The organism is Samsonia erythrinae (genome assembly GCF_004342665.1).
GTDB classification, from domain to species: domain Bacteria; phylum Pseudomonadota; class Gammaproteobacteria; order Enterobacterales; family Enterobacteriaceae; genus Samsonia; species Samsonia erythrinae.
This window is the reverse complement of record NZ_SMBY01000002.1, coordinates 438,111-461,892: the sequence shown is the minus strand read 5'-3', so window position 1 is coordinate 461,892 and position 23,782 is coordinate 438,111. Positions and strand designations below refer to the sequence as shown.

The following is a 23,782-nucleotide window of genomic DNA, read 5'->3' as shown; positions in this document are numbered from 1 at the left end:
GATATTTACGCGGCGTGGGATGCCAAACCGGCCGGTCAGCGTAAGGAAGCGGCCTGGAACGAAGCCTTTGCCGCTTATGCCAGCGCTTACCCGGAACTGGCGGCCGAGTTTAAACGTCGTACCGCCGGCGAACTGCCCGCCAACTGGCAGGCGGATGCGCAGAAATTTATCGAAGAATTGCAGGCCAATCCGGCGAAAATCGCCAGCCGAAAAGCCTCACAGAACGCGCTGGAAGCCTATGGCAAGCTGCTGCCGGAGTTCCTCGGTGGTTCAGCCGATTTGGCGCCGAGTAACCTGACGCTCTGGTCCGGCTCGGTATCGCTGGATAAAGACCACGCGGGCAACTACATCCACTACGGCGTGCGCGAGTTCGGTATGACGGCGATGGCCAACGGGATTGCCTTGCACGGCGGTTTTATACCGTACACCGCGACCTTCCTGATGTTTGTGGAATACGCGCGTAATGCCGTGCGTATGGCGGCGCTGATGAAAATCCGCAGCATCTACGTTTACACCCATGACTCCATCGGTCTGGGCGAAGACGGCCCGACGCACCAGCCGGTTGAACAACTGGCGAGCCTGCGCGTGACGCCGAACATGAGTAACTGGCGTCCGGCGGATCAGGTGGAAACGGCGGTGGCGTGGAAATACGCGATTGAGCGTCAGGACGGCCCGACGTCTCTGAGCCTGTCCCGTCAGAACCTGGCGCAGCAATCGCGTACAGCCGAACAGCTGGCGAACGTGGCAAAAGGGGGCTACGTGCTGAAAGACAGCGACGGGCAACCGGAACTGCTCCTGATTGCCACCGGCTCGGAAGTCGAGCTGGCTGTCGGCGCCTATGACAAACTGACCGCAGCAGGCCGTAAGGTGCGCGTGGTGTCGATGCCGTCTACGGATGTGTTCGACAAGCAGGATGCGGCCTATCGTGAAGCAGTGCTGCCGCAAGCGGTGTCGGCGCGCGTGGCGATCGAAGCGGGTATAGCGGACTACTGGTACAAGTATGTCGGCCTGAACGGCGCGATTGTGGGGATGACAAGCTTTGGCGAATCAGCGCCGGCAGAACAGCTGTTTGAAGCGTTCGGCTTTACGGTAGACAACGTGGTCGCGAAGGCTCAGGCATTGCTGAAGTAAAGCCGTAGTGCAGTAAACTGAGCCACTGCGCTGCTCGCTTGCGTTTTGAGTTCGACGGCAGCCACGCGTACATTTATCGCAATGCTGAATAGTCGATCTCAATACAAGAAATTCAGGAAAAATTGCCTCAAAAAACGTCCATACCGGACCGACTAAAGTGATGACACCCAAGCCACAATTAAACTCATCACATTGAAATTCAAATGAGAAATCAGCAATAGAAAAACAAATCAAACGGCACACGTAGAGATCCGTGTGCCGTAAAATACGTTTACCCTTTGGCGAACCAGCCGCGAATGATCGCATGCTGTAACAGCATAATGGTCTTGCCGTCTTTAATCCGGCCGTCGTTCATCATCGCGATGGCTTCGCTAAACGGCAGTTCCAGCACCTCAATATCTTCATCGTCCACACCGCCGCCCGGATTGTCCCGCAGCGACTCATTGTATTCAGCAGCGAAAAAGTGCAGCCGTTCTGTTACGCCCCCCGGCGACATGTAAGCATCAAACAGCTTCTCCACGTTGCCGACCGCATAACCGGTTTCTTCTATCGCCTCGTTGCGGATACATTCTTCGGGCGAATGGTCGTCCAGCAGACCCGCGCAGGCTTCCAGCAGCATGCCGCTTTCATTGCCGTTCACATAAGTGGGAATACGGAACTGTCGCGTCAGGATCACCGTGCCTTTCGCGCGATTGTACAAAAGGATTGTCGCCCCATCACCCCGATCGTAAACCTCACGGATCTGGCGCACCACGCCACCATTTTTTCTTTTTAAGTCAAAAACATACTTATGCAGAATAAACCAGTTATCGGATAGCAGCTTCTTTTCGACAATATCAATAGGAGACGACATGCAAACACCTCGGCGATCGATGGCTGGGGAACGCTTGGCTTATAAAACAACGCAAATCATCATATCCCCTTTTCATTTCAGCATAAACGGATAAGAAGGTGGGTATCAAACGAAAAACACAGCAAAAAAAGGATTAACCCTATGATTTATATTGATTAAGTCTATTGTCGCTATTCCGCTCTTTTCGTCCATCTCACGTTTATCGACTATGCTATATCTTAATCCAGTCACGTTTCAGAAAGTCGCGCTGCGCTTTCGTTTCCTCCATCACCGCCGTCAAGGTGATCACTTCTCAAACCACATCATCGAGGTAGATAACATGAGCCATTTCATTTTCTCTTCACCTAGAAAATATGTTCAGGGTCGCGGCGTACTGGATGAACTGGGGGAACAACTCAAGCCACTGGGAACGAAAGCGTTTCTGATGGCAGACGACGTTGTTTGGGAGATTATCGGCCAGCGCGTTGATGCGTCCCTCAAACAGGCGGACATCGGTCACCATTACGAGCGTTTTAACGGTGAGGCATCCAGCAACGAAATCACTCGTCTTGCCAAGATAGCACGCGACGCGGGCACGGACATTGTCGTCGGATTAGGCGGCGGTAAAACGCTGGATACGGCAAAAGCGGTCGCCGATGAGCTAAAACATCATGTTGCGATTGTCCCTACCGCAGCCTCGACGGATGCGCCGTGCAGCGCGCTGTCCGTCATTTACACCGACGAGGGGGTATTTGAGTCCTACCGCTTTTACGACAAAAATCCCGATCTGGTGTTGGTCGATACCGGCGTCTGTGCGCAGGCACCCGCACGCCTGTTTGCCTCCGGCATTGCCGATGGTCTGGCAACCTTTGTCGAAGCACAGGCGGTTCTGCGCTCCCATTCCCTCTCCATGCTGGGTGGTAAACCCACGCTGGCGGGCATGGCGATTGCCGAAACCTGCGAAAAAACGCTGCTAACCTATGGCTACAGTGCTTACCAGGCGGTGGAAAAAGGCGCCGTGACCCCCGCGGTGGAATCCGTCGTTGAAGCCAACACGCTACTTTCCGGACTGGGCTTTGAGAACGGCGGGCTGGCGGGCGCTCACGCCATCCACAACGGGTTTACCGCGATCAAAGGTGATATTCATCACCTTACGCACGGGGAAAAAGTCGCCTACGGCACGCTGACACATATGGTGCTGGAGCAACGTCCTGATGAGGAAATCGCACGCTACATCCGTTTCTACCGCGCAATTAACATGCCGACGCGGCTAAAAGATCTGCATCTGGAAAATGAACCCTTTGAGAATCTGGTCAAAGTGGGTGAACTGGCGTGCAGCGACGCCGATACGTTGAAAAATCTGGACAGCGGATTAACGGCTGAAGACGTCGCCCACGCGATTATTGCCGTCGACGCGTTCAGTAAAACCATCAGCTAAGCGCGACCTCGATAAAACGGCCCGACGCCAGCACAAGCTCCGCACAATGGCGTCGGGGTTAATATAACAGGAGGATTTCTCACCACCGCACCCCAACCAGAAAACGTTCTCTTTGCGTCAGTAACCTGCTCATGACTATTCACTTTTCCCTGACAAGAAAACAGGCACAATAACGGCATATTCTCTGCACATTGGGTTATCGCATTATGAAACGTCCTCGCCTTATCACCCTCTCGGATACGCTGACCCTCGCCCTTTTCGGGGCAATGGCGCTGGCATTGGGTATGGGTCTTGGGCGCTTTTTGTATACGCCGATGCTGCCCGTGATGCTGGAAGAAGGCCGCTTGACCTTCGGTCAGCTCTCCTACATTGCCAGCGCAAACTATGCCGGTTATCTGCTCGGTAGCCTTTTTTTCTCTTTCCACCGCCGCGACGCAAGCGTTCAACCGTCGACCCTGCTGTACATCGCCGCGGCAGCGAGCGGCGTTTTACTTTGCTCGATGGCATGGACGACCAGCCCGTTATGGGTCACGTTCATTCGCTTCATTGCTGGGATCGCCAGCGCGGCGATGATGATTTTCGGCTCCCTGATCGTGTTGCAGCACACGCAACACCACGCAAAACGTATTCACATTATCGCCGCACTCTATTCCGGCGTTGGCTTAGGAATTGTATTAGGCAATGAATACATCATCATAGGACGGCATTACGCACTCACCGCCGAACGATTGTGGTACGGGGCCGCCCTGCTCTCCGCGCTACTGCTGTTTGCCCTCTATGCCCTTTCACCACATAACCCCGGCAGCGTGCAACCGCCGGTGGCCGATATCGATGAGCAACCTGCTCTCGGCTGGCGACGGCTTGCATTGCTGTATGGCCTTGCGGGTTTCGGCTATATCATCATCGCGACCTATCTGCCGCTAATGGTGACCGCTCTGGGCATACCGCGGTTATCGCTGCATTTATGGTCGCTGGTTGGGCTGGCAGCGATCCCCGGCTGTTTTTTCTGGCTGTGGGCTGCCCGCCGCTGGGGTACCTTACCCTGCCTAACGGCCAACCTGCTCATTCAGGGCATCTGCGTTCTGATGACGCTCTTCCACTCCCCGGTGGCGTTGATATTCAGCTGTATCGGCTTTGGTGCTACCTTTATGGGCACCACCTCGCTGGTGATGCCATTAGCCAAACGACTACGCGCGCCGCACAGCATCAACCTGCTTGGGCTGGTGACGCTCACTTACGGTATTGGTCAGATTCTGGGCCCGCTTTTAACCAGCGCCCTGACGACCAACGCGGTCGCGGTATCGATTCTGTGTAGCGCGGCAGCACTTTTTATCGCGGCAGGGCTCTGTTTCCCCTACCGTCGTCTCTCACCATCATCCCGGAGAACGCATGCCATACGTCAACATTAAAATCACCAATGAAGGGGCAACCGCAGACCAAAAACGCCAGTTGATCGAGGGCGTAACCCAACTGCTGGTCGATGTGCTCAACAAGAACCCGAAAACCACCGTGGTCGTGATTGATGAAGTCGAAACGGACAACTGGGGGATCGGCGGCATACCGGTGACGGAGTTGAGGAAAACCAGCAAATAGCGAAACCGTGCCACCTCGGTGGCACTGGATTTATCCCCCCGACATCGTATCAATAAGCAGATACATATTCAGGGCAACCACCAGCACCACAATGAGTTGCCCAATACGCTGCACCCATTTGCCGTTAACCATTGCCCCCATCAGTTCACGGTTGCCCGTGAAAGCCAACAGCGGCATGAGCGCCAACGCAATCCCGAAGCTCAGCACCACCTGACTCAACACCAGCACTCGCGTCGGATCCATACCGGACAGAATGACGATAAACGACGGCAACATCGTCACGGTGCGACGAACCCAAAGCGGGATATGGAATCGCACGAACCCTTGCATCACCACCTGACCCGCCAGCGTGCCGACAACCGTAGAGGAAAGCCCCGCAGCCACCAGACTCAGACCAAAAATCACCGCAGCGGCTTTACCTAACAGCGGCTCCAGCGTGAGATAGGCTTTATCCAAATCGGCAATATCCTGATTGCCGCTGAAATGGAACGCCGCCGCCGCTGTTGCCATCATGGCCAGATTAACGAACCCGGCGATGGTCATCGCAATCGCGACATCGACTTTCGTTGCTGAATAGCGCTCGGCACGGGTGTGGCGACTCCCATGCTGCGTCAGCGAAGAGTGCAGATAAATCACATGCGGCATAATGGTCGCCCCCAGGACCCCTGCGGCCAGCAGCACGGCATCAGAAGTGGGCAAACTGGGGATGACCATGCCTTTGGCTAAGGCCGCCAGCTTAGGCTGAGAAAAGACCAATTCGACGATATATGCCGCCGCAACAAACAGCAGCAGGCCGCCGATCACCTTCTCCAGCGGCTTCTGGCCGCGCTGTTGCAGCATTAAAATCAGAAAGGTTGCAATGGCGGTGAGGATCGCGCCTTCCAGCAGCGACACGCCCAAAAGCAGTTTGAAGCCAATCGCCGCACCGATAAATTCGGCCAGATCGGTCGCCATGGCAATGATTTCGGCCTGCACCCAATACGCCCATACCACCGGACGCGGAAAGCGATCGCGGATATGCTCCGCCAGATTCTTACCGGTAGCGATCCCCAATTTAGCGGACAGCAGTTGGATCAGCATCGCCATCAGGTTCGCCCACACCACCACCCACAGCAACGTATAGCCATAAGCCGCGCCGGACTGGATATTGGTGGCGAAGTTACCCGGATCGATATAACCAATCGCCGCGATAAACGCCGGGCCCATCAGAGAAAGTTTCATCTTCCTCGATGTACGGCTTGCTGACTCAATAACCCGGCTACCTGGCATAGTATGACCCTTCTAACACTGTTGTTTTATTACTCTCACAAAAATGATAATGATTATCAAGTGCATTCAGGGCGGTGATACCAATTCTTTTGATAGCTAAAGATGATGAGTCATTCAAAACCTAAAAAATATCTTTTTATCAAACAAACCTTAACAAAATGTACACTAATGCCTTCATGTTGCGAGATAAAAACAAAAAACCCCATGCGGTAGGCACGGGGTTCAGAATGAAGGGATTACGCAAAAACAGAATGTATCAGCCTTGTGCTTTTGATACCGCAACCATCGCCGGGCGCAGCAAACGACCGTTCAGCGTATAGCCTTTTTGCATGACCATCATGACATGGTTCGGCTGATGATCGGCTGATTCCAGCATCGTCATCGCCTGATGTACTTCCGGGTTAAACGGAACGTTTACATCGCCAACCACCTCAATACCGAACTTGCGTACCGCATCCAAAAGCGATTTCAGCGTCAGTTCGACACCTTCAATCATTGATGCCAGCGATTCGTTGGATTTGTCTGCCACTTCCAACGCGCGCTCCAAATTATCAATCACGGGCAACATCTCGCCGGCAAATTTCTCCAGCGCGAATTTGTGCGCCTTTTCAACATCCATTTCGGCACGACGACGAATATTATCGGCTTCAGCACGGGCGCGTAATACATTGTCCCGCTCACGCTGCTGCAATTCGGCTAACTGAGCTTCCAGCTCGGCGATGCGCGCATCACGCGGGTCAGCGACGTCTGCCGTCTCTGGCGCGGCATCCGCCTGCTGCTCCTTTACTTCTTCCTTTTGATCCAAGACTTGCTCGTCAGGCGTTTTCTGTTCTTTACTACTCATGAAAATCTCCGCGGTTTAGCATTAATCTCGCTAATTGCTATTATGGGGATCAAAATGGGGGATTCAAGGGAACCCCTCACATATTGATTTTCGCCGCCGCCGGTACACCACGCTGAGGACAAAAACAGCAATGAACACACCGCTTGTAATGAACAGGCCGTTTAATCGTATTGGCATTGTCGGCCACCCACGACACCCAACCGCGCTGGCAACGCATGAAATGCTCTACCACTGGCTGAGCGACAAAGGTTACTCCGTGCTGCTTGAACAGCAGATTGCCCGCGATCTGAACCTGACAGGCGCATCGACGGGCAGTCTTGCCGATATCGGCCAGCAGGCGGATTTGGCGGTTGTGGTCGGCGGCGACGGCAACATGCTGGGCGCAGCGCGGGTGCTGTCGCGATATGACATCAAGGTTATCGGCGTGAATCGCGGCAACCTCGGTTTTCTGACCGACCTCGACCCTGATCAGGCGCAGCAGCAACTTTCTGACGTGCTCGACGGCCACTACCTGAGCGAACAGCGTTTCATGCTGGAAGCGCACGTCTGCCGCGTAAACCAGCCCGACAGCGTCAGTACCGCCATTAACGAAGTGGTGCTTCATCCGGGAAAAGTCGCCCATATGATTGAGTTTGAAGTCTATATTGACGACAAATTCGCCTTTTCCCAGCGCTCGGACGGCTTGATCATCGCCACCCCTACGGGGTCGACAGCCTATTCGCTTTCCGCTGGCGGCCCTATCCTGACGCCATCGCTGGATGCCATCGCGCTGGTGCCGATGTTTCCACATACCTTGTCTGCCCGTCCGTTAGTCATCAACAGTTGCAGTACGATCCGGCTGAAATTTTCCCGTATTACCAACGATCTGGAAATCAGCTGCGACAGCCAGATTGCGCTGCCTGTTCAGGAAGGCGAAGAAGTGCTAATTCGCCGCTCTGAATATCACCTGAATCTCATACATCCAAAAGATTATAATTATTTCAATACGTTAAGTTCAAAACTCGGCTGGTCAAAAAAATTATTCTAAAATTTCACCCAGCCACTTTACTGTATATAAAACCAGTTTATACTGTATGTAATTACAGTCCCATGATGCCCTAAATCATTCGAGTTTCAGGTCAAACGTTAGCGTTTGAACACCGTGCAGGCGACTTGAGGTAGGACGGGTATCTTACATACAGGAAATCTATCATGCTGGCGCAACTCACTATCAGTCACTTCGCCATCGTGCGCGAGTTAGAAATCGATTTTCAGTCAGGAATGAGCGTCATCACCGGGGAAACCGGCGCGGGGAAGTCCATTGCGATCGATGCCCTCGGTTTATGTCTGGGGAATCGCGCGGATGCCAGTATGGTCAGGCCGGGGGCGGCTCGGGCCGACATTTGCGCCCGTTTTGCTCTGTCAGATACCCCAACGGCACGCCAGTGGCTGGAGGAAAACCAGCTGGATGACAGCAATGAATGTTTATTACGCCGCGTCATTAGCGCCGATGGCCGCTCGCGCGGGTTCATTAACGGCACCGCCGTGCCGCTGTCTCAACTGCGTGAACTCGGTCAGCATCTGATTCAGGTACATGGTCAGCATGCTCATCAGCGCCTGCTCCGCCCCGATCATCAAAAACACCTGCTGGATGCCTATGCTGACGAGCCTCAATTACTGGCCGCTATGCAACAGGTTTGGCAGCAGTGGCACCAGAGTTGTCGTGCGCTCGCGCAGTTAAAACAGGCGGCGATTGAGCGCGAGGCCCGCCGGGAACTGCTGCAATATCAATTAAAAGAGCTGAATGAATTCGCCCCACAGCCCGGCGAATACGAACAGATAGACCTTGAATACAAGCGTCTGGCGAATAGCGGCCAGCTCCTGACAATGAGCCAGCAAGCGATGCAGTTGCTTAGCGAAGACGAAGAGCAAAACATCCTCAGTATGCTGCACAGCGTAAAACATCAGCTTGGCGAACTCATCAGCATGGATGACAAACTGTCCGGCGTGCTGTCCATGCTTGAAGAGGCCGGTATTCAGCTTAGCGAGGCCAGTGATGAACTGCGCCACTACAGCGAACAAATGGATCTCGACCCGATTCGGCTGTATGAGCTGGAACAACGTCTGTCACGTCAGTTGGCGCTGGCACGCAAACACCATATTGCGCCAGAGGCGCTCCCGGCATTCCATCAGCAGTTACTGGAAGAACAACAGCAACTGGAACAGCAGGAGAGCGATCATGACGCGCTCAGCGCCTCCGTCGGAGAATATCATCAGCAGGCATTGCACCTTGCAGAACAACTGCACGTGCGCCGTCAGCACCATGCCAGCGAACTGGCGCTGCTTATCACCACCAATATGCGTGAACTGGCGATGCCACACGGCCATTTCACGATTGATGTGACGTTTACGCCAGACAACCTGACCGCCACGGGCGCCGACAGCATTGAATTCCGCGTCACCACTAACCCCGGCCAGCCACATCAAACCTTGGCGAAGGTGGCATCAGGCGGTGAATTATCCCGCATTGCATTGATTATTCAGGTGATCACGGCGAAGAAAATGGACACGCCAGCGATGATCTTCGATGAAGTCGATGTGGGAATCAGTGGGCCAACCGCCGCCATTGTCGGCAAAATGCTGCGCCAGCTTGGGGAATCCACTCAGGTAATGTGCGTAACGCACCTGCCGCAGGTAGCGGGCTGCGGCCATCAGCACTTCTTCGTGAGCAAGCAAACGGACGGTGCAGCAACGGAAACCCTGATGCAACCACTGGACAAACGCGCACGGCTACAGGAACTCGCACGCCTTCTGGGTGGCAGCGCGGTAACCAAAAACACGTTGGCGAATGCCAAAGAACTGCTGGCGGCCTAAAATCGTCGCCGATAGGGGTGAGAAAGGTGCATAACAGGTAAAAAAGCTCAACTTTTTTACCTTCCTGAGGTCATACAATCGCCTTGCAGGTTTTCAAGTCCTGCAAGGTCTATTATCATCGGCAACCTATGCCCTTAAGGAATGTAATCACTATGCGCTGTAAAACGCTGACTGTCGTCGCCACGGTGGTTGTTATGCTGACCGCCGGTTGTTCCACACTGGAAAAGGTGGTCTATCGGCCGGACATCAATCAGGGAAACTATCTGGCACCGGCTGACGTTGCGAAAATTCACACCGGCATGACCAAACAACAGGTCGCTTATACGCTGGGAACACCCATGATGCAGGATCCGTTTGGCAGTGATACGTGGTTTTACGTCTTCCGCCAGCAGCCCGGTCATGAATCGGTCAAACAACAAACGCTGACGCTGACCTTCAGCAATGGTGGTGTGTTAACCAACATTAACAACAAACCTGCGTTGGATTAATCCTCGCGTTGTTTGGCGCAGCCAGTGGGATAGGCCGACAGGGACAGCGGTCGCGTTGGCCCAGAAGATTCAAACCCGATGTTCACGCGCAAAACAGGCAAGTCTGTTCGCTTCAGGCTTGCCCGTTTCGTTTTCGGTCGGAACACGTCAGGAGAATGAGTGAGTGGTTTAACGGTCTGGCTCAGGCTTTGTGTTTAGAACGCTCAGCCCGTTGGCGGCGTAATTCTTTCGGATCGGCAATCAGCGGACGGTAAATTTCCACGCGATCCCCCTCCTGTACAACATCGGTCAGCTTCGCCGCACGGCTGTAAATGCCGACTTTATTCACCTGCAAATTGATATCGTGACGCAGTTCCAACAGGCCCGATGCGACGATAGCCTGCTCTACCGTACTGCCCTCCTCCAGCGTCACCGTGCGCAGATACTGGCGTTCCGGCAACGCATAGACTACGTCAACCTGCATTGCTGACACTGTAGACCTCTTTGGCTCGCTGTGTGAAAGCTTGCACCATACTCCCCGCCAACTCCTTGAATACTTTTCCAAAAGCGAGTTCAATCAAGGCATTGGTGAATTCAAATTCCAGATGCAGCTCGACTTTGCAGGCGTCGGCGCTCAGCGGCGTAAAATGCCAGTCACCGCCCAACTGACGAAAGGGGCCATCGACCAGTTGCATATTGATATTCTGATTGTGGGTCAGCGTATTGCGCGTGGTAAATGTCTTGCTGATGCCGGCCTTGGAGACGTCGACAGCGGCGGTCATCTCCTCTTCTGAAGAGGCGAGCACGCGGCTCCCGGTACAGCCCGGCAAAAACGCAGGGTAGGCAGCGACATCATTGACCAGCTTGTACATCTGTTCAGCACTGAACGGCACCAGCGCGGAACGACTTATCTTTGGCATACTCTTTTCCGTGATTCATAAAACGCGCAAAATGATAGCACTGATAACCCGACAGGCAAAAATTCTGCGACGCTAATCGCACGATATCATTAACCACGACACGGACGCACGGCGGGGATTTCATTCCCAATGACATCCAGTATAATGACGGCATTATGACAAAGAAAAAAGCACACAAACCCGGTTCCGCCACCATTGCGCAAAACAAACGCGCCCGTCACGAATACTTCATTGAGGAAGAATTTGAGGCTGGACTTGCGCTGCAAGGATGGGAAGTTAAATCACTGCGCGCAGGCAAAGCTAACCTCAGCGACAGCTATGTCACCTTCATGAACGGTGAGGCTTACCTGTTCGGCGCGACCATTACGCCGCTGAATGTAGCCTCATCACACGTGGTGTGCGATCCCACACGCACGCGCAAATTGCTGCTTAACAAACGCGAACTGGATTCGCTGTTTGGTCGCGTCAGCCGTGAAGGCTACACGGTCGTCGCGCTGTCTATGTATTGGAAAAATGCCTGGAGCAAAGTCAAAATCGGCGTGGCGAAAGGGAAAAAAGATCATGACAAGCGTGATGACATCAAAGAACGTGAATGGAAGTTAGACAAAGCCCGTATCATGAAGAACGCCAATCGCTAAGCCACTGGCTTAACAACGGTAAGTTCTGATATACTGGCGACAGTTTCTTGGGGGCTGATTCTGGATTCGACGGGATTTGCAAAGCCCAAGGTGCATGCCGAGGGGCGGTTGGCCTCGTAAAAAGCCGCAAAAAAATAGTCGCAAACGACGAAAACTACGCTTTAGCAGCTTAATAACCTGCTTAGAGCCCTCTCTCCCTAGCCTCCGCTCTTAGGACGGGGATCAAGAGAGGTCAAACCTAAAAGAGATCGCGTGGATGCCCTGCCTGGGGTTGAAGCGTTAAATCTAATCAGGCTAGTTTGTTAGTGGCGTGTCTGTCCGCAGCTAATAAGCGAATGTAAAGACTAGACTAAGCATGTAGTGCCGACGGTAGAGTAATTCCGGACGGGGGTTCAAATCCCCCCAGCTCCACCAATTTAGACATCGGGTATTACCAGATAAGTCCGATGAAGTACGAAAAGCCCGCATAGCGCAAGCCCTGCGGGCTTTTTTGTGTCCGTCATTGTCCGACGATATTCGCCTGAATCCAGAGATTATTGGCCTACGTTTAGGCCCACGGTATCATATAGGCCTAAAAACGTAGGCCTAAAACACGGATGACCCCGCCATGCCAAGAATTGCGCGCCCTTTGACACACACCGAAGTCAGCAAAGCACGAACGCCTGATAAAGAGTTAAGCCTGCATGATGGTGATGGACTCTTTCTACTGATCAAACCGTCAGGGAAAAAATTATGGCGGTTTCGCTATCTACGCCCTGATACCAAGAAACGCACGACACTCTCCTTTGGCAGCTACCCGGCCTTATCATTGGCCGACGCAAGACAGCTACGGGCAGAACATTTAGCCCTGCTGGCAAAAGGCATAGATCCACAACAAAAAGTGGCGAAAGAAGAGGAAGAAGCGCAAATCGCGGTAGAAAGCATCTTCATCAATGTGGCGCGTAATTGGTTCACGTTGAAGCAGACCAAAGTCAGCGCGGATCACGCCAAAGACATTTGGCGATCGCTGGAAAAAGATGTACTCCCGGCGATTGAGAATATCCCGGTACAGGAAATCAAAGCCCGCACGCTGATACAGGCGCTAGAACCGATTAAAGCCCGTGGTGCACTGGAAACCGTCAGGCGGTTAGTGCAGCGTATTAACGAAATCATGGTTTACGCGGTCAATACGGGGCTGATTGACGCTAACCCCGCCTCTGGTATTGGTATGGCGTTTGAACGTCCTAAAAAGCAGCACATGCCGACTATCCGGCCAGAAGAACTCCCTAAGCTAATGCGTACCATTGCCATGTCTAACCTGTCCATCCCAACCCGTTGCTTATTAGAATGGCAGCTACTGACGCTGATTCGCCCGGCTGAAGCCTCCGCAACGGCATGGGCAGAGATCGATACAGAGAAAAGAACGTGGAGCATTCCGGCTGAACGCATGAAAGCCAAGCGTGATCATATCGTTCCACTCTCCGATCAGGCGCTGGAACTGCTCGACATCATGCGCCCTATCAGCGGCAACCGCGAACACGTATTTCCTAGCCGCAACGATCCTAAAAAACCCATGAACAGCCAGACCGCAAACGCCGCATTAAAACGCATAGGCTACGGTGGCAAACTGGTCGCACATGGTTTACGCTCGATAGCCAGTACCGCAATGAATGAAGCCGGTTTTAATCCCGATGTGATTGAAGCGGCGTTAGCGCATTGTGATAAGAATGAAGTTCGGAGAGCATATAATCGTTCGACTTATATCCCACAGAGAATTGAACTAATGACGTGGTGGGGAATGAAAGTAACGAGGTAGGGCTTACGCCCTACTCATTCATAAGGTATTTAGAGAAAAGTTACGATACCTCATTAAAGCATATATATATCTTGTAGTAGACGCTGGTGTCCATGATTTTTCTAGCTCCCTAGCTAAAGAATCGCCCATCATTTTTTTATCATTTTCACCGAATTTATTAATATAGACATTTAATATCTTAATTGCAGGTGAATCAGATACTAACCTAGCGATAATTCTTTCAAGCTGACTATTTTCTAATAAAATATTAATTTTTTGGTTAATTACAATCCGTTCATCTTGGCGAGAACAAAAACTCAATGCAACTAAATCTTGTGTCGCATTTCTATATTTATTATGCTTGATATATTCGTAGTCCATTGATTTATTTTTTTGTAAATATCTCGCAACTTCGAGGGTTTTCTCAGGAGTTGTTGCTGCAAGGAAAAGAGAACCTCTTCTATTACGAGCACCGCGTTTATTGAGATCAATAGCTCCGAATGCAGGTGAAGCCACCTCTCCATCATATATAACAATATTATTACCTATCACTGAAACGAGTCCGACATATTGTAACCATGAAAGAAAACGTGAACTGTATCCTTTTGGATAACTACCATCTTTATTAGTATACAATTTCTTTATTATACCTTCATATTGACCTAAACTAACTCGTTTTAATTCAACATCAGTCACATATTCTAGCATATTCAAGTAAACACTGTGACTTATAAAATGCTCCCTCAGAAACTCAGGGACATTTTTTATGTTTCGTCGAGAAATAATATCACCAGAAGAACTCTTTTCAACTAAAACAAAATACTGTAAATCCATAATTATATTTTTTAAAGTCCCTTTACTGTAACTCAATAACACTTGTAATTTTTCAACGTTAACAGCATTCCCATTACTCAAAGCATTAAGTATTAGCGAGACCATTTTAGGTGATGTCAAAGGCATATACGACCAAGGTATAGAGGGCAAATCATTTCCTTTTAAATAATCTCTGAATACATCCCAATATACAGATAATTTTTCACCTGTCTTAATTATCATTCTATCAGAAATAAGTTCCAGCACGGTATCACCACCAAATTCTTTAGTTGTCTCATACTGACTAACCGGAGAGTTTTTAGCAACAAACTTCAAGCAAGCCTTTTGCTTATCAGGTCGTTCAAGATCTTCATCAAAAAGATTTGATATTTGCATCTGACTAACTAACATTTGATCCTGAGATACACCACTTTTCAACTTATTAAATACATGTATACATAATTTTTTTAATAACCAAGGGTAACCTTGGGCCTGTTGTATCAAACGGGTACGAAGTGGCTTTTTTAATTTTGAACTAGAATTTAGCTCAAAGCTGCTGATAAGTTTTGATGAATCTTTATGATCAAATGGTTCTAGTTTTTTTTCAACACGATAGTCTTTAAGCTTATTCCACATAGAATAAGCTGGATTCTCATCACCCAATGTAATTCCCGTTCTCCATGAGAAGCCAACTACAACATTACTTTTTAAAGCGGAAACATCTAGCGCAAACCTTTCAAAGGCTTTGAACAATCCAAATAATTCCTCCTTCATAAAAACTTCTTCAAACTGGTCAAAAAATATAGTTAATACTTTTTCATTATTGACTAAATAATCAAGACATTCCTTAAAACTTGTAGAGCTTGTAATATCTGATATATTCTCTATAACAAATGGATCTTTATAATCTATAAACTTATCATTTATAGCTGTAGTAAATGCCTTAACAACGGCTTCTGAAACAAAGCGTCCACCTCGAGCAGATCGAACATCTACAGATGACAAAAAGAATTTATTCTTCCACTTTTGATTCTTAAAGCGTGATGATAACCTTGCTATTAATGAAGACTTACCATTACCTGAACCACCAATCAATGATATCACTCGACTTTGAGAATTTAACCCTCTGACACTTTCGAGATAATCCCATATTTCTTTTTGAATAACATCACGCCCAACAAAATCCTTAGGCTGACACGGTTTATAATCCATAAGGTCATCAGCCAAAATAATTTCGCTAACAATTTCCTTTTCATAATTCTCGGATGGATTTATATTGGATATTTTGTTTTCTGGCTCTGAAAAAACAAAGAAATCAGTTATCTCTAGCCCTTCAAATAAACCTTGTTCTTTTACGATCTCACTAATTCTTGATACCGTTGGTTTGTTAACATCATTATTCATTATGAAAGGCACTAGCTTTATCGAACTACCATTTTCGGTCTCTTGAAGCAACCATGTCATTTCAATTTCCGGATGAACAAGTAAAGTGGCATTTGTATATTTAGCAGAAATTTTACTCTCTGGAATATCAGTAACTTTACCTGTCGCCAGTATCGATAATAGAATTTCTTTCTTATCAAAGAACGAATAATCAGTACGTTCATCAAGTCTATAATTTTCAAGGGTTGATTGTGCATCTTTACCAAGATCAGAAATTGAAAACAGTGCTATTTTCTTGACTTTAAGTCTAAATGATTGTGCAAATGCTAAATCGACTATAGAAGAGTCTATTCTTTGCTGCATAAATTTACATTCAACATATAATTTTTCATTTGATGGCGTATGAGTGGCCTGAATATCAACCTCCATGCCAGACATCCTAACTTCCATGCCATCTATTCTGAATGATTGGCGACGAAGTATATCGGCGCAAAAGTTCTCAAAAAACTTTCCTTTTTCTGAAGTTGAATAGCTTTTAGGTACACAAACAATTAAATCTTTATTTAACGGTAATGGTCTTGACATAATTAACCCTTTTTTCTCTTCCCATTACTGGCAAAGTTAGCAATATATATGCATACATAAGCCAGTGCGACCTTCAAATCAATTTATCCGTGTGACACTACATTTTAACTAGCCCGCGCGCAATGCTATCCCCGCCACGCCTGCCCGCTTTATGCAGCGCATTTCATGCAGTTGCATGGAAGCGTTCAGGCCGCGCCAATACTGGCACTGTAGGTCAGATTCGGGGGTAAGTATTGCATGAAAATCCATGCACCGTATGCATGCACGGTCAAAAAATCGCTAGCCAGAGAAAAAAGCTCGCAAAAAAGCCCGCGCAATGGCGGGCGACGTTCTGATATTAACGACAATGAAATTATAATCTGGCTAATTAATTCCGTTGAGTTGCGGTTGGGTAATCCTTATATTTTTTCTGCATAGCCGGTGATAGCGGAATATCCGGCACCGGCAGATCTCGTCTATTCGACGGCTGAATAATTTCCTCTATCGATTCCAGTGTCCGAAAGGTTGCTGAACATTCAATATTCCGACACTGGTGATAACGCTGTTTGACGTTCTCCGATAACGGGCGACTGGTGCGGGTATGCGCTGCATGGCCACAGAACGGGCAGGACATCATTTTGCGTTCTCCCGCTGTTTACGCAGTGCCTCTGCTTTTTTCATTCTTGTTATTGGGCTGGTCAATAATTTCTGATCCACATTCTTAATGGATTGGCTGTAGAGGCCAATTTCCTCTAACAGCGCTTCCTTTTTCATGTCAAAGAGGTAGCTCTCCATCCGGCTTTCAAGTTGCTGAGTCACCTCCTGTAGCACTACCTGATTGTCGCTTGCTGTAAAGTTCACATGGTGATAGATCTGTTCATCATGCGATTTCAGGGAAAGTGCATGAAGCCGTAAGGCCATACCCCTGATAAGCGGCTCTGCCGTTCTCATCGCCATTTCCAGCTCATAAGCAGCGTAACTGCGTATCAGGGAACGGTGAGCATTTTGATAATTCAGCCCGCTTTGGGCGGCAACCAGTTCTGCCTGTCCTTTATCCAGCTCCAACGCGGCCACCAGACCGTCATACTCTTTCGCCAGCTCTTTGTGTGATACCTGTTGCAAATGGAGCGACTTCAAATCGTCTGACATCTGGCCGCCTGCATCACGAAAGCGCTGCCGCCAGTCGTTTTCCAGTAACTGGCTCTTTTCCTGCTCCGCGCGCTGCTGCTTCTGGGCATTTTCAATCGCGTTAATCACATTCTGTAACGCATCGCTGTCTTTCTGGTATTGCGCTTTAGCGTTGTTGTAGTAGTTACGTTGTTTTTCGATACGTTCATTCAGCAATGAGGCTACGGTTTTGGTCATGGTCATTTCTCCGCTAGGGTTAGTGTCTGATGGCTATTGTGCAATTCACTACACAACCCCCGCTATCTGAGCCTGTCCTGCCATCGACCACACAAAACAATCTCCCCCTTAGGCGGTTTGCCCGATTTAAAACCCACTCTTTTATAAAACTATTCACTACTCTTCACCTGAGAAAAAAGAATAGATAAATCAATAAATAAAGAGGTTAACAGTTGATAAAAAACTCTTCACCGAGTGTTCACACTGTTCACCCGGTTTTTTGAGTTTTTTTCTGGCGAGCGGTTTTTTCCATGTTTTTTGCTATCAATATAGGAAGGATTAATAGGGGTGAACAATGTACTTTCTTCAACTCAGCTATATTCAGTAACTACCGATAACTATCAGAATTAACATAACTTTCCGCCTTTACTTTGTTCATTCATCACACAACAGCCCCTTGTTGCCAGCCCTGAAAATATTCACATAATAGCGAGCTACCAGAGCAATCCAGCGCCATCCGGCCAGAGTCGGGCGGACATTAACGAGGTAGCGTCACATGTTGTCAGCCACACCCCCAGCCCCCATTCCTGCTATGCCTCCGATGCCACAGCATCCGGCCAGAGAGCGCTTAATGCGCCTGCCGGAAGTGCTGCACGTCACCGGCATTTCCCGCTCGACGCTGTACGAGCTGAGCAGCCGCAAAGCCTTTCCCGCCAACGTTTCGCTGGGTGGGAAAAGTGTCGCGTGGGTTGAGTCCGAAATTCATCACTGGGTGGCCGAACGTATCGCCGCCCGTCAACAGGAGAACCACGCATGATCACCTTAACTATCGCCGGGCAGTCGGTCACACTCGATGAACGGGAAGCCCTTAACCTGTGCGATCAACTGTTTCCCGCCATCCGTAACCCGGCCACCGTTGCCGCCCGTGAACAGCGTTTCGGCGCGTTGCTGCTGAGCGTTGCACCGACGCCCGCCGCTTCTGATTCACCCCGGCGTTACTGCGCATCCCGTGCCGGTGATGCGCTGACTAACTGCTGAGGCTATTCATGACTGCGCAATTTATCCGTTTCCCCGGCTTGCCTGCCGGGGCTTTTTGGCGTTATAGTTTCGTCGCTGTCGCAAAATCGGCAGTCGGGCGTAGGAACCCGAGTTACTCAACGGCGACACCAGACGCGCCATGCGTCTTTTTTTACGTCGCAGCCTTAGCACACCTGCATAAAATGCGGCATGTTTTACGCCGTCATTGCATCCAAATTATGGTGGCTCAGGCGGGGCAGCCTTCGGGCTGGCCGGTGTTCGTTGAGGCCGGTATTCCTACCCCCGTCTGGGCTACCACCCATGAGTGTAGGAACTCCGGTGGTAGCAGTTTTAGCTACTCAACGGAGATTGCCACATGGCTACGCCCCCTATCCCGTCACACCCGCAATTTACCTTCTTGTTTCTGGCCGTGCGTCGCGCCGAATTACGCGCCTTACCGCACCGTGAAACCGTTATCGCCCCGGATGAAATCAGCGCCCGCCGTCTGCTGGCGCGTGACTATGTGCTGTCGTTTGCTGGCCGTCTGCCGCTGCGGAGTACACGCCATGTTTGATGACACGCCCCTGACCCCGGAAGAGCTGACCGACCAGTGCCGCGCCCTGACGCACGCCGTGATTGAACTGGATAATCCGATGGCGAAAGAAGTGCTGCTCTTTGTGCTGGCTGAACGGCTGGAAGTGTTGTCGTCCACGCTGGATACGCCCGACCACATCGACGACCTGAGCGATGTTGACTACACCGACACCACACTGCATTAAGGGGCGACACATGGCACACCTTACCGTGACACAGACCATGAAACGCGCCAGCAGCCACTGGCCGCAACTGCTCCCGGCAGTGGGTATTCGCATTGATGCCACCGGGCAGCATACCGCCTGCCCGATGTGCGAGGGCAAAGACCGTTTCCGCTTCGATAACAAAGAAGGGCGCGGCACATGGATTTGTAACCAGTGCGGCGCAGGTGACGGCCTGAATCTGGTGGAGAAAGCCCTGAACCTGACGCCGACAGAAGCCGCCCTGAAAGTGGGCGCATGGCTGGGCGACCTGCCGGACAGCCCGGTAGCGTCCACATCTGACGACGCAGACAGCGAGGCCGCCCGGCAACGGGCGGCAGTTCAGGCGCAGGCGAAACTGAAAGAGGCGGTGACACAATCCGGCAACACGTATCTCAGCGCCAAAGGCTGGCCGGATATCGCTGTGCCCACCCTACAGGGTAAACCGCCGCGCGTAGGCGGTATTACCTATCAGCCCGGTGATGTACTGGTGCCGCTGACCACGCCGGAGGGTGAGGTGGTGAATCTCCAGCTTATCAACGCACAGGGTGACAAACGCACGCTGAAAGGTGGGCAGGTCAAAGGCGCTTTTCACGCTTTCAGCGGCAAACAAACCAGCTTTATCTGGCTGGCTGAGGGCTACGCCACCGGCTTAACGCTGCATCAGTTAACCGATGATAGCGTGTATGTCGCGCTCAGCGCGAACAACCTGCCGTCCCTTGCCCGTGAGCTGAAAACCCGCCACCCGGCGGTCACGCTGCTGATAGCCGCTGACCGGGACGAGAACGGCACCGGCCAGACCAAAGCGGAACAGGCCGCCGCTGCCGTCAATGGCCGTGTCGCGCTGCCGCCGGTGTTTGGTGACTGGAATGATGTCTATCTTGCTGAGGGTGCCGACGCCACCCGCCAGCATCTGAACGCGTTTACCCAACCAGAGCCTGTCAGCCCGTTTGCGTCGCTGGGCGAGGCCGAGTTCAAGGCCATGGGCGCCAGCGAGAAAGCGGAGAAGATACGCGAGCATTACCGCGATACGCTGGCGATTGACGCTTTTGGGGAAACGTTCTTCCAGTACCAGAACGGCGCATGGAAAGTGTTGCCCTATCGCCTGTTAAGCCGGGATATCGCGGCGCTGTTTCAGAAGATACAGGCGCCCTTTACCGCGTCCGGGATTGGCAGCGTGCTGGACACCCTGAAACTGATTATCCCGATGCAGGAAAAGCCCCAGCGTCGGTTAATCGGCTTTCGTAACGGGGTATTTGATACCGTCAGCGGTGAATTTAAACCCCATCGCCGGGAGCACTGGCTGAATACCGTGAATGACGTGGATTACACGCCGTTTAAGGCCGGGGAAAATCTTGCCGACAACGCTCCGCACTTCTGGCGCTGGCTGACCCGTGCCGCCGGGAACCACGCGGATAAACAGGAGCGTATTCTGGCCGCACTGTTTATGGTGCTGGCGAACTGCTACGACTGGCAGCTGTTCCTTGAAGTCACCGGCCCCGGCGGCAGCGGAAAGAGTATTCTGGCAGAAATTGCCACCATGCTGGCCGGGGAGGACAACACCACGGCGGCCACCATCAATACCATTGAATCGTCCCGTGAACGCTCGTCGATTATCGGCTTCTCACTTATCGTGTTGCCTGACCAAGAAAAATGGAGCGGTGACGGTGCAGGCATTAAGGCGATTACCGGCGGCGATGCGGTGATGGTTGACCCGAAATACCGTGACGCCTATTCCACCCGGATACCGGCGGTGATTCTGGCCGTGAACAACTCGCCGATGCGTTTTAGCGACCGCAGCGGCGGCGTGTCCCGTCGCCGGGTGATAATCCACTTCGGTGAAACCATCCCGGCCAGCGAACGCGACCCCAAGCTGAAAGAGAAAATCCGCGCAGAGCTGGCGGTGATTGTGCGTCACCTGATGAAACGTTTTGCTGACCCGAACGATGCCCGGACGCTGTTACAGGCACAGCAACACTCCGCCGAGGCGCTGGAAATCAAGCGGCAGGCTGACCCGCTGGTTGATTTTTGCGGCTACCTGCTGGCACACGGCGACACCACCGGGCTGTATATGGGCAACGCCAACATTACGCCGCGCAACCCGCGTAAATACCTGTATCACGCCTATCTGTCCTTTATGGAGTCGCACGGCCACCAGAAGCCCATCAGCCTGACGGCCTTTGGTAAGGTGCTGCCGAATATGATGTCGGAATACGGGCAGACATACCTCAAAGGGCGAACCAATCAGGGCATACAGACTAACCTTGAGCTGAAAGACGAATCAGACGCCGACTGGCTGCCCAAATGCGAGATAGCGAGGTAGAGATACCAAATACGACGAAACCGGCTCCGGCCGGTTTTTTTGCGTCCAGACACTTCAATATTAGATGCCTCTAATCGTATAACCATTTTCCTGCTTTAGCTGACTCAATAATCATCCCGACCGTGAGCGGTTTTAACGCTTGCGATAGGGGTTTCTTTTGCCAGATTGGATACTCATATTCAAAATAATTTCTTCCATCAAAGTTTGAGTGCTCAATATTAAAATGTCCGAATACATCGAGAAGAAAATCGTGAGCATCCTCCGGCAGAAACTGGTAATCATCCTGTAATGTCCAGTCTTTAGTGACTTGTCTAATACCGGATTTAAACCAATGCTTCCTAATCGGGTAACGTTCCATGAGATATTGAATAACCTCATTTTCGATATCTCTTTGGTTCATCAGAAATACGTCCATTCAATGCGGTCTTCTGGCCTGGCGATTAGGTTATATTGTCGACGGGTATCTCTTGCTACCCATTGCATTATAGCTATCAATTGGACATAACCGATCCATGAAATATAACGCCCAACAAAAGAGGCAATCTTATTCGTAGGAACCATCTTCAATGTCGCAAGATTCTTTCCCATAGGCGTGAGCGGCCTTAGCCCATAAGGGAAACGTAAATCTCTGAGCAATGCTCGTGATACTCTGGAAGCCACACTGGTTCCGGGCGTCGCAGTGGCGGCGGATAGTTTCCCTGATACCTTTAGATAAGGTTGCCCTGAGAGGATCAGCGCCGCCGCTGTAATCTCTAAACCGGTGCGAGAAGAAAAATTTTCAAGAAAGATCAGGTTAAATAACTCACCGGCAGTTAAATTCCCATGCCCGTGATAATAATATGTGTTATTGATTTCCTCAGTAGTATCCATTAAACCTCCCTGTTTTTAATGTATTTTCAATATTATTTTATTTGGTGTCACATTGATACCGTGATGTTGCTACCTTCTTGGTTAAGTGCTAAATTCAGTATCAAACATCATACTTAAAAGGGGCTAGTTATGTCCGTACAACCTATTCTTGCCAATGCTGCCGTGAGTATTAGCGACTTTAAAAAATCGCCCAATGCCGCGCTGAAAGAAGCTAACGGCGAGCCTGTAGCCGTGTTAACCAATGGCCGTATCTCTGGCTATTATGTTTCCCCGGAAACATGGGAAGCGCTGGCCGACTATCAGGAAGATATCGAACTTGCCAAAATTGCCCGTTCCCGGATGAAGGGGAAACGTGTGAAGGTCGATCTGGATGAGTTATAAGCTGGAGTTTGAAGAGCACGCGCTGAAAGAATTTAAGAAGCTGGGTGCACCCGTGCGGGAGCAGTTCACCAAAAAACTGAAAGAGGTTTTACAAAATCCCCACGTTCCCGCCAACCGGCTTCACGGAATGGCTGACTGCTACAAAATCAAACTTCGTTCCGCTGGCTATCGGTTAGTGTATCAAGTGCTTGAGCATGAGATCGTGGTACTGGTTTTAGCTGTGGGCAAACGAGAACGCTCAGAGGTTTATCAAGCAGCCAAGGACAGACGATAGGCGCGAATATCTTACATTCACAGCTTTTTGTCATATGGCCTATCTGCCATTAAGGTGATGAGTCACTCGTCACCTGTTCACCAACTCATCACGCTTTAATACATTGATTAATAAAAATAAAAAACCATAGTGAAGAGAGTGAACAGTTTTGTGCAAAATCTTTTTATTTTGAGAGAAGCACACTCATCCTCAATGTGAATACTCAGACTATCTTTTGATATGTATCTTTTATATACTATTTGTACGGCAATCTGCCGGGA

The 23,782-nt window shown here is 50.6% G+C and carries 26 protein-coding genes, 1 other RNA gene and 1 pseudogene; 18 read left to right on the top strand and 10 right to left on the bottom strand.

The genetic code is table 11. The annotated features are described in order from the left end of the window. Positions 1 to 1,131: transketolase-like TK C-terminal-containing protein (locus EDC54_RS06560; RefSeq protein ID WP_329957841.1), on the top strand; the 1,131-nt coding region annotated here is incomplete at its 5' end. A gap of 271 nt (positions 1,132 to 1,402) precedes the next feature. Here EDC54_RS06560 and nudK read toward each other — a convergent pair. Next, the gene (gene nudK, locus EDC54_RS06555) at positions 1,403 to 1,984 is read right to left on the bottom strand and encodes a GDP-mannose pyrophosphatase NudK (protein ID WP_132454420.1); all 582 of its coding nucleotides are present in this window, start codon (positions 1,982 to 1,984) and stop codon (positions 1,403 to 1,405) included. 319 nt (positions 1,985 to 2,303) lie between these two features. Between nudK and EDC54_RS06550 the strand changes: the two genes are divergently transcribed. From EDC54_RS06550 to EDC54_RS06540, 3 genes are all read left to right on the top strand, one after another. Next, positions 2,304 to 3,401 carry a glycerol dehydrogenase gene (locus tag EDC54_RS06550; protein ID WP_132454418.1) on the top strand — a complete coding sequence of 366 codons (1,098 nt, stop codon included), beginning with the start codon at positions 2,304 to 2,306 and terminating at the stop codon, positions 3,399 to 3,401. A 206-nt stretch (positions 3,402 to 3,607) separates the two neighbouring features. Next, positions 3,608 to 4,810: an MFS transporter gene (locus EDC54_RS06545; protein ID WP_230514481.1), complete on the top strand. Its 1,203-nt coding sequence runs from the start codon at positions 3,608 to 3,610 to the stop codon at positions 4,808 to 4,810. Beyond that, a complete protein-coding gene (locus EDC54_RS06540; protein WP_132454416.1) occupies positions 4,791 to 4,994 on the top strand; it encodes a 2-hydroxymuconate tautomerase family protein in 204 nt (67 codons plus the stop codon). The genes EDC54_RS06545 and EDC54_RS06540 overlap by 20 nt, the downstream gene beginning before the upstream one ends. A 30-nt stretch (positions 4,995 to 5,024) precedes the next feature. Here the strand turns inward: EDC54_RS06540 and EDC54_RS06535 are convergent, their stop codons facing one another. After that, positions 5,025 to 6,263 (bottom strand): Nramp family divalent metal transporter, encoded by a 1,239-nt coding sequence (locus EDC54_RS06535; protein WP_132454414.1) that lies wholly within the window; start codon positions 6,261 to 6,263, stop codon positions 5,025 to 5,027. Positions 6,264 to 6,519: 256 nt separating this feature from the next. Next, positions 6,520 to 7,107, bottom strand: coding sequence for a nucleotide exchange factor GrpE (gene grpE, locus EDC54_RS06530; protein ID WP_132454412.1), 588 nt, complete (start codon positions 7,105 to 7,107; stop codon positions 6,520 to 6,522). A gap of 148 nt (positions 7,108 to 7,255) precedes the next feature. On the opposite strand from grpE, the gene nadK reads away from it, so the two are divergent. From nadK to bamE, 3 genes are all read left to right on the top strand, one after another. Then, positions 7,256 to 8,134, top strand: coding sequence for an NAD(+) kinase (nadK, locus tag EDC54_RS06525; protein ID WP_132454466.1), 879 nt, complete (start codon positions 7,256 to 7,258; stop codon positions 8,132 to 8,134). A gap of 164 nt (positions 8,135 to 8,298) precedes the next feature. Continuing rightward, complete coding sequence (gene recN, locus EDC54_RS06520; protein WP_132454410.1) at positions 8,299 to 9,960, top strand: DNA repair protein RecN; 1,662 nt, start codon at positions 8,299 to 8,301, stop codon at positions 9,958 to 9,960. A 152-nt stretch (positions 9,961 to 10,112) separates the two neighbouring features. Further along, positions 10,113 to 10,448 carry an outer membrane protein assembly factor BamE gene (bamE, locus tag EDC54_RS06515; protein WP_132454408.1) on the top strand — a complete coding sequence of 112 codons (336 nt, stop codon included), beginning with the start codon at positions 10,113 to 10,115 and terminating at the stop codon, positions 10,446 to 10,448. Between the two features lie 181 nt (positions 10,449 to 10,629). Here bamE and EDC54_RS06510 read toward each other — a convergent pair whose 3' ends face one another. Both EDC54_RS06510 and EDC54_RS06505 read right to left on the bottom strand, forming a co-directional pair. Next, positions 10,630 to 10,911 (bottom strand): RnfH family protein, encoded by a 282-nt coding sequence (locus tag EDC54_RS06510; RefSeq protein ID WP_380895439.1) that lies wholly within the window; start codon positions 10,909 to 10,911, stop codon positions 10,630 to 10,632. After that, positions 10,901 to 11,347: a type II toxin-antitoxin system RatA family toxin gene (locus tag EDC54_RS06505; protein ID WP_132454404.1), complete on the bottom strand. Its 447-nt coding sequence runs from the start codon at positions 11,345 to 11,347 to the stop codon at positions 10,901 to 10,903. Before EDC54_RS06505 ends, EDC54_RS06510 begins: the two co-directional genes overlap by 11 nt. Before the next feature lie 155 nt (positions 11,348 to 11,502). Between EDC54_RS06505 and smpB the strand changes: the two genes are divergently transcribed. The 3 genes from smpB (at position 11,503) to EDC54_RS06490 (ending at position 13,780) form a co-directional block, all read left to right on the top strand. Further along, positions 11,503 to 11,985: an SsrA-binding protein SmpB gene (gene smpB / locus EDC54_RS06500; RefSeq protein ID WP_132454402.1), complete on the top strand. Its 483-nt coding sequence runs from the start codon at positions 11,503 to 11,505 to the stop codon at positions 11,983 to 11,985. Positions 11,986 to 12,035: 50 nt separating this feature from the next. Continuing rightward, positions 12,036 to 12,399: a transfer-messenger RNA gene (gene ssrA / locus EDC54_RS06495) on the top strand. Between the two features lie 193 nt (positions 12,400 to 12,592). Next, positions 12,593 to 13,780, top strand: coding sequence for an integrase domain-containing protein (locus EDC54_RS06490; protein WP_132454400.1), 1,188 nt, complete (start codon positions 12,593 to 12,595; stop codon positions 13,778 to 13,780). 18 nt (positions 13,781 to 13,798) lie between these two features. Here EDC54_RS06490 and EDC54_RS06485 read toward each other — a convergent pair whose 3' ends face one another. The 3 genes from EDC54_RS06485 to EDC54_RS06470 form a co-directional block, all read right to left on the bottom strand. Beyond that, positions 13,799 to 16,540 carry an nSTAND1 domain-containing NTPase gene (locus tag EDC54_RS06485; RefSeq protein ID WP_132454398.1) on the bottom strand — a complete coding sequence of 914 codons (2,742 nt, stop codon included), beginning with the start codon at positions 16,538 to 16,540 and terminating at the stop codon, positions 13,799 to 13,801. Positions 16,541 to 16,907: 367 nt separating this feature from the next. Beyond that, positions 16,908 to 17,156, bottom strand: coding sequence for an ogr/Delta-like zinc finger family protein (locus tag EDC54_RS06475; RefSeq protein ID WP_132454394.1), 249 nt, complete (start codon positions 17,154 to 17,156; stop codon positions 16,908 to 16,910). Next, entirely contained in the window at positions 17,153 to 17,884 is a 732-nt protein-coding gene (locus tag EDC54_RS06470; protein WP_132454392.1) for a hypothetical protein, read from the bottom strand. The genes EDC54_RS06475 and EDC54_RS06470 overlap by 4 nt, the downstream gene beginning before the upstream one ends. A gap of 535 nt (positions 17,885 to 18,419) precedes the next feature. Between EDC54_RS06470 and EDC54_RS06465 the strand changes: the two genes are divergently transcribed. From EDC54_RS06465 to EDC54_RS06440, 6 genes and pseudogenes are all read left to right on the top strand, one after another. Then, a complete protein-coding gene (locus tag EDC54_RS06465; RefSeq protein WP_039462814.1) occupies positions 18,420 to 18,680 on the top strand; it encodes a helix-turn-helix transcriptional regulator in 261 nt (86 codons plus the stop codon). After that, on the top strand, positions 18,677 to 18,901 hold the full coding sequence (locus tag EDC54_RS06460) for a hypothetical protein (RefSeq protein ID WP_132454391.1): 225 nt from the start codon (positions 18,677 to 18,679) through the stop codon (positions 18,899 to 18,901). The genes EDC54_RS06465 and EDC54_RS06460 overlap by 4 nt, the downstream gene beginning before the upstream one ends. 8 nt (positions 18,902 to 18,909) lie before the next feature. Beyond that, a pseudogene (locus tag EDC54_RS06455) lies at positions 18,910 to 19,215 on the top strand (ash family protein); the annotation flags it as partial. A gap of 41 nt (positions 19,216 to 19,256) precedes the next feature. Then, on the top strand, positions 19,257 to 19,454 hold the full coding sequence (locus EDC54_RS06450; RefSeq protein WP_132454462.1) for a host cell division inhibitor Icd-like protein: 198 nt from the start codon (positions 19,257 to 19,259) through the stop codon (positions 19,452 to 19,454). Then, positions 19,447 to 19,659, top strand: coding sequence for a hypothetical protein (locus EDC54_RS06445; protein ID WP_132454464.1), 213 nt, complete (start codon positions 19,447 to 19,449; stop codon positions 19,657 to 19,659). The genes EDC54_RS06450 and EDC54_RS06445 overlap by 8 nt, the downstream gene beginning before the upstream one ends. 10 nt (positions 19,660 to 19,669) lie before the next feature. Next, positions 19,670 to 21,997 carry a phage/plasmid primase, P4 family gene (locus tag EDC54_RS06440; protein WP_132454389.1) on the top strand — a complete coding sequence of 776 codons (2,328 nt, stop codon included), beginning with the start codon at positions 19,670 to 19,672 and terminating at the stop codon, positions 21,995 to 21,997. 70 nt (positions 21,998 to 22,067) lie between these two features. On the opposite strand, the gene EDC54_RS06435 is transcribed toward EDC54_RS06440, so the two are convergent. Further along, positions 22,068 to 22,397 (bottom strand): DUF1493 family protein, encoded by a 330-nt coding sequence (locus EDC54_RS06435; protein ID WP_230514480.1) that lies wholly within the window; start codon positions 22,395 to 22,397, stop codon positions 22,068 to 22,070. Continuing rightward, positions 22,397 to 22,867, bottom strand: coding sequence for an STM2901 family protein (locus tag EDC54_RS06430; protein WP_132454385.1), 471 nt, complete (start codon positions 22,865 to 22,867; stop codon positions 22,397 to 22,399). Before EDC54_RS06430 ends, EDC54_RS06435 begins: the two co-directional genes overlap by 1 nt. A gap of 129 nt (positions 22,868 to 22,996) precedes the next feature. Here EDC54_RS06430 and EDC54_RS06425 point away from each other — a divergent pair, with 129 nt between their 5' ends. After that, on the top strand, positions 22,997 to 23,248 hold the full coding sequence (locus tag EDC54_RS06425) for a type II toxin-antitoxin system Phd/YefM family antitoxin (protein WP_005973616.1): 252 nt from the start codon (positions 22,997 to 22,999) through the stop codon (positions 23,246 to 23,248). Beyond that, the gene (locus EDC54_RS06420) at positions 23,238 to 23,522 is read left to right on the top strand and encodes a type II toxin-antitoxin system RelE family toxin (protein WP_132454383.1); all 285 of its coding nucleotides are present in this window, start codon (positions 23,238 to 23,240) and stop codon (positions 23,520 to 23,522) included. The genes EDC54_RS06425 and EDC54_RS06420 overlap by 11 nt, the downstream gene beginning before the upstream one ends. Positions 23,523 to 23,782: the final 260 nt, after the last annotated feature.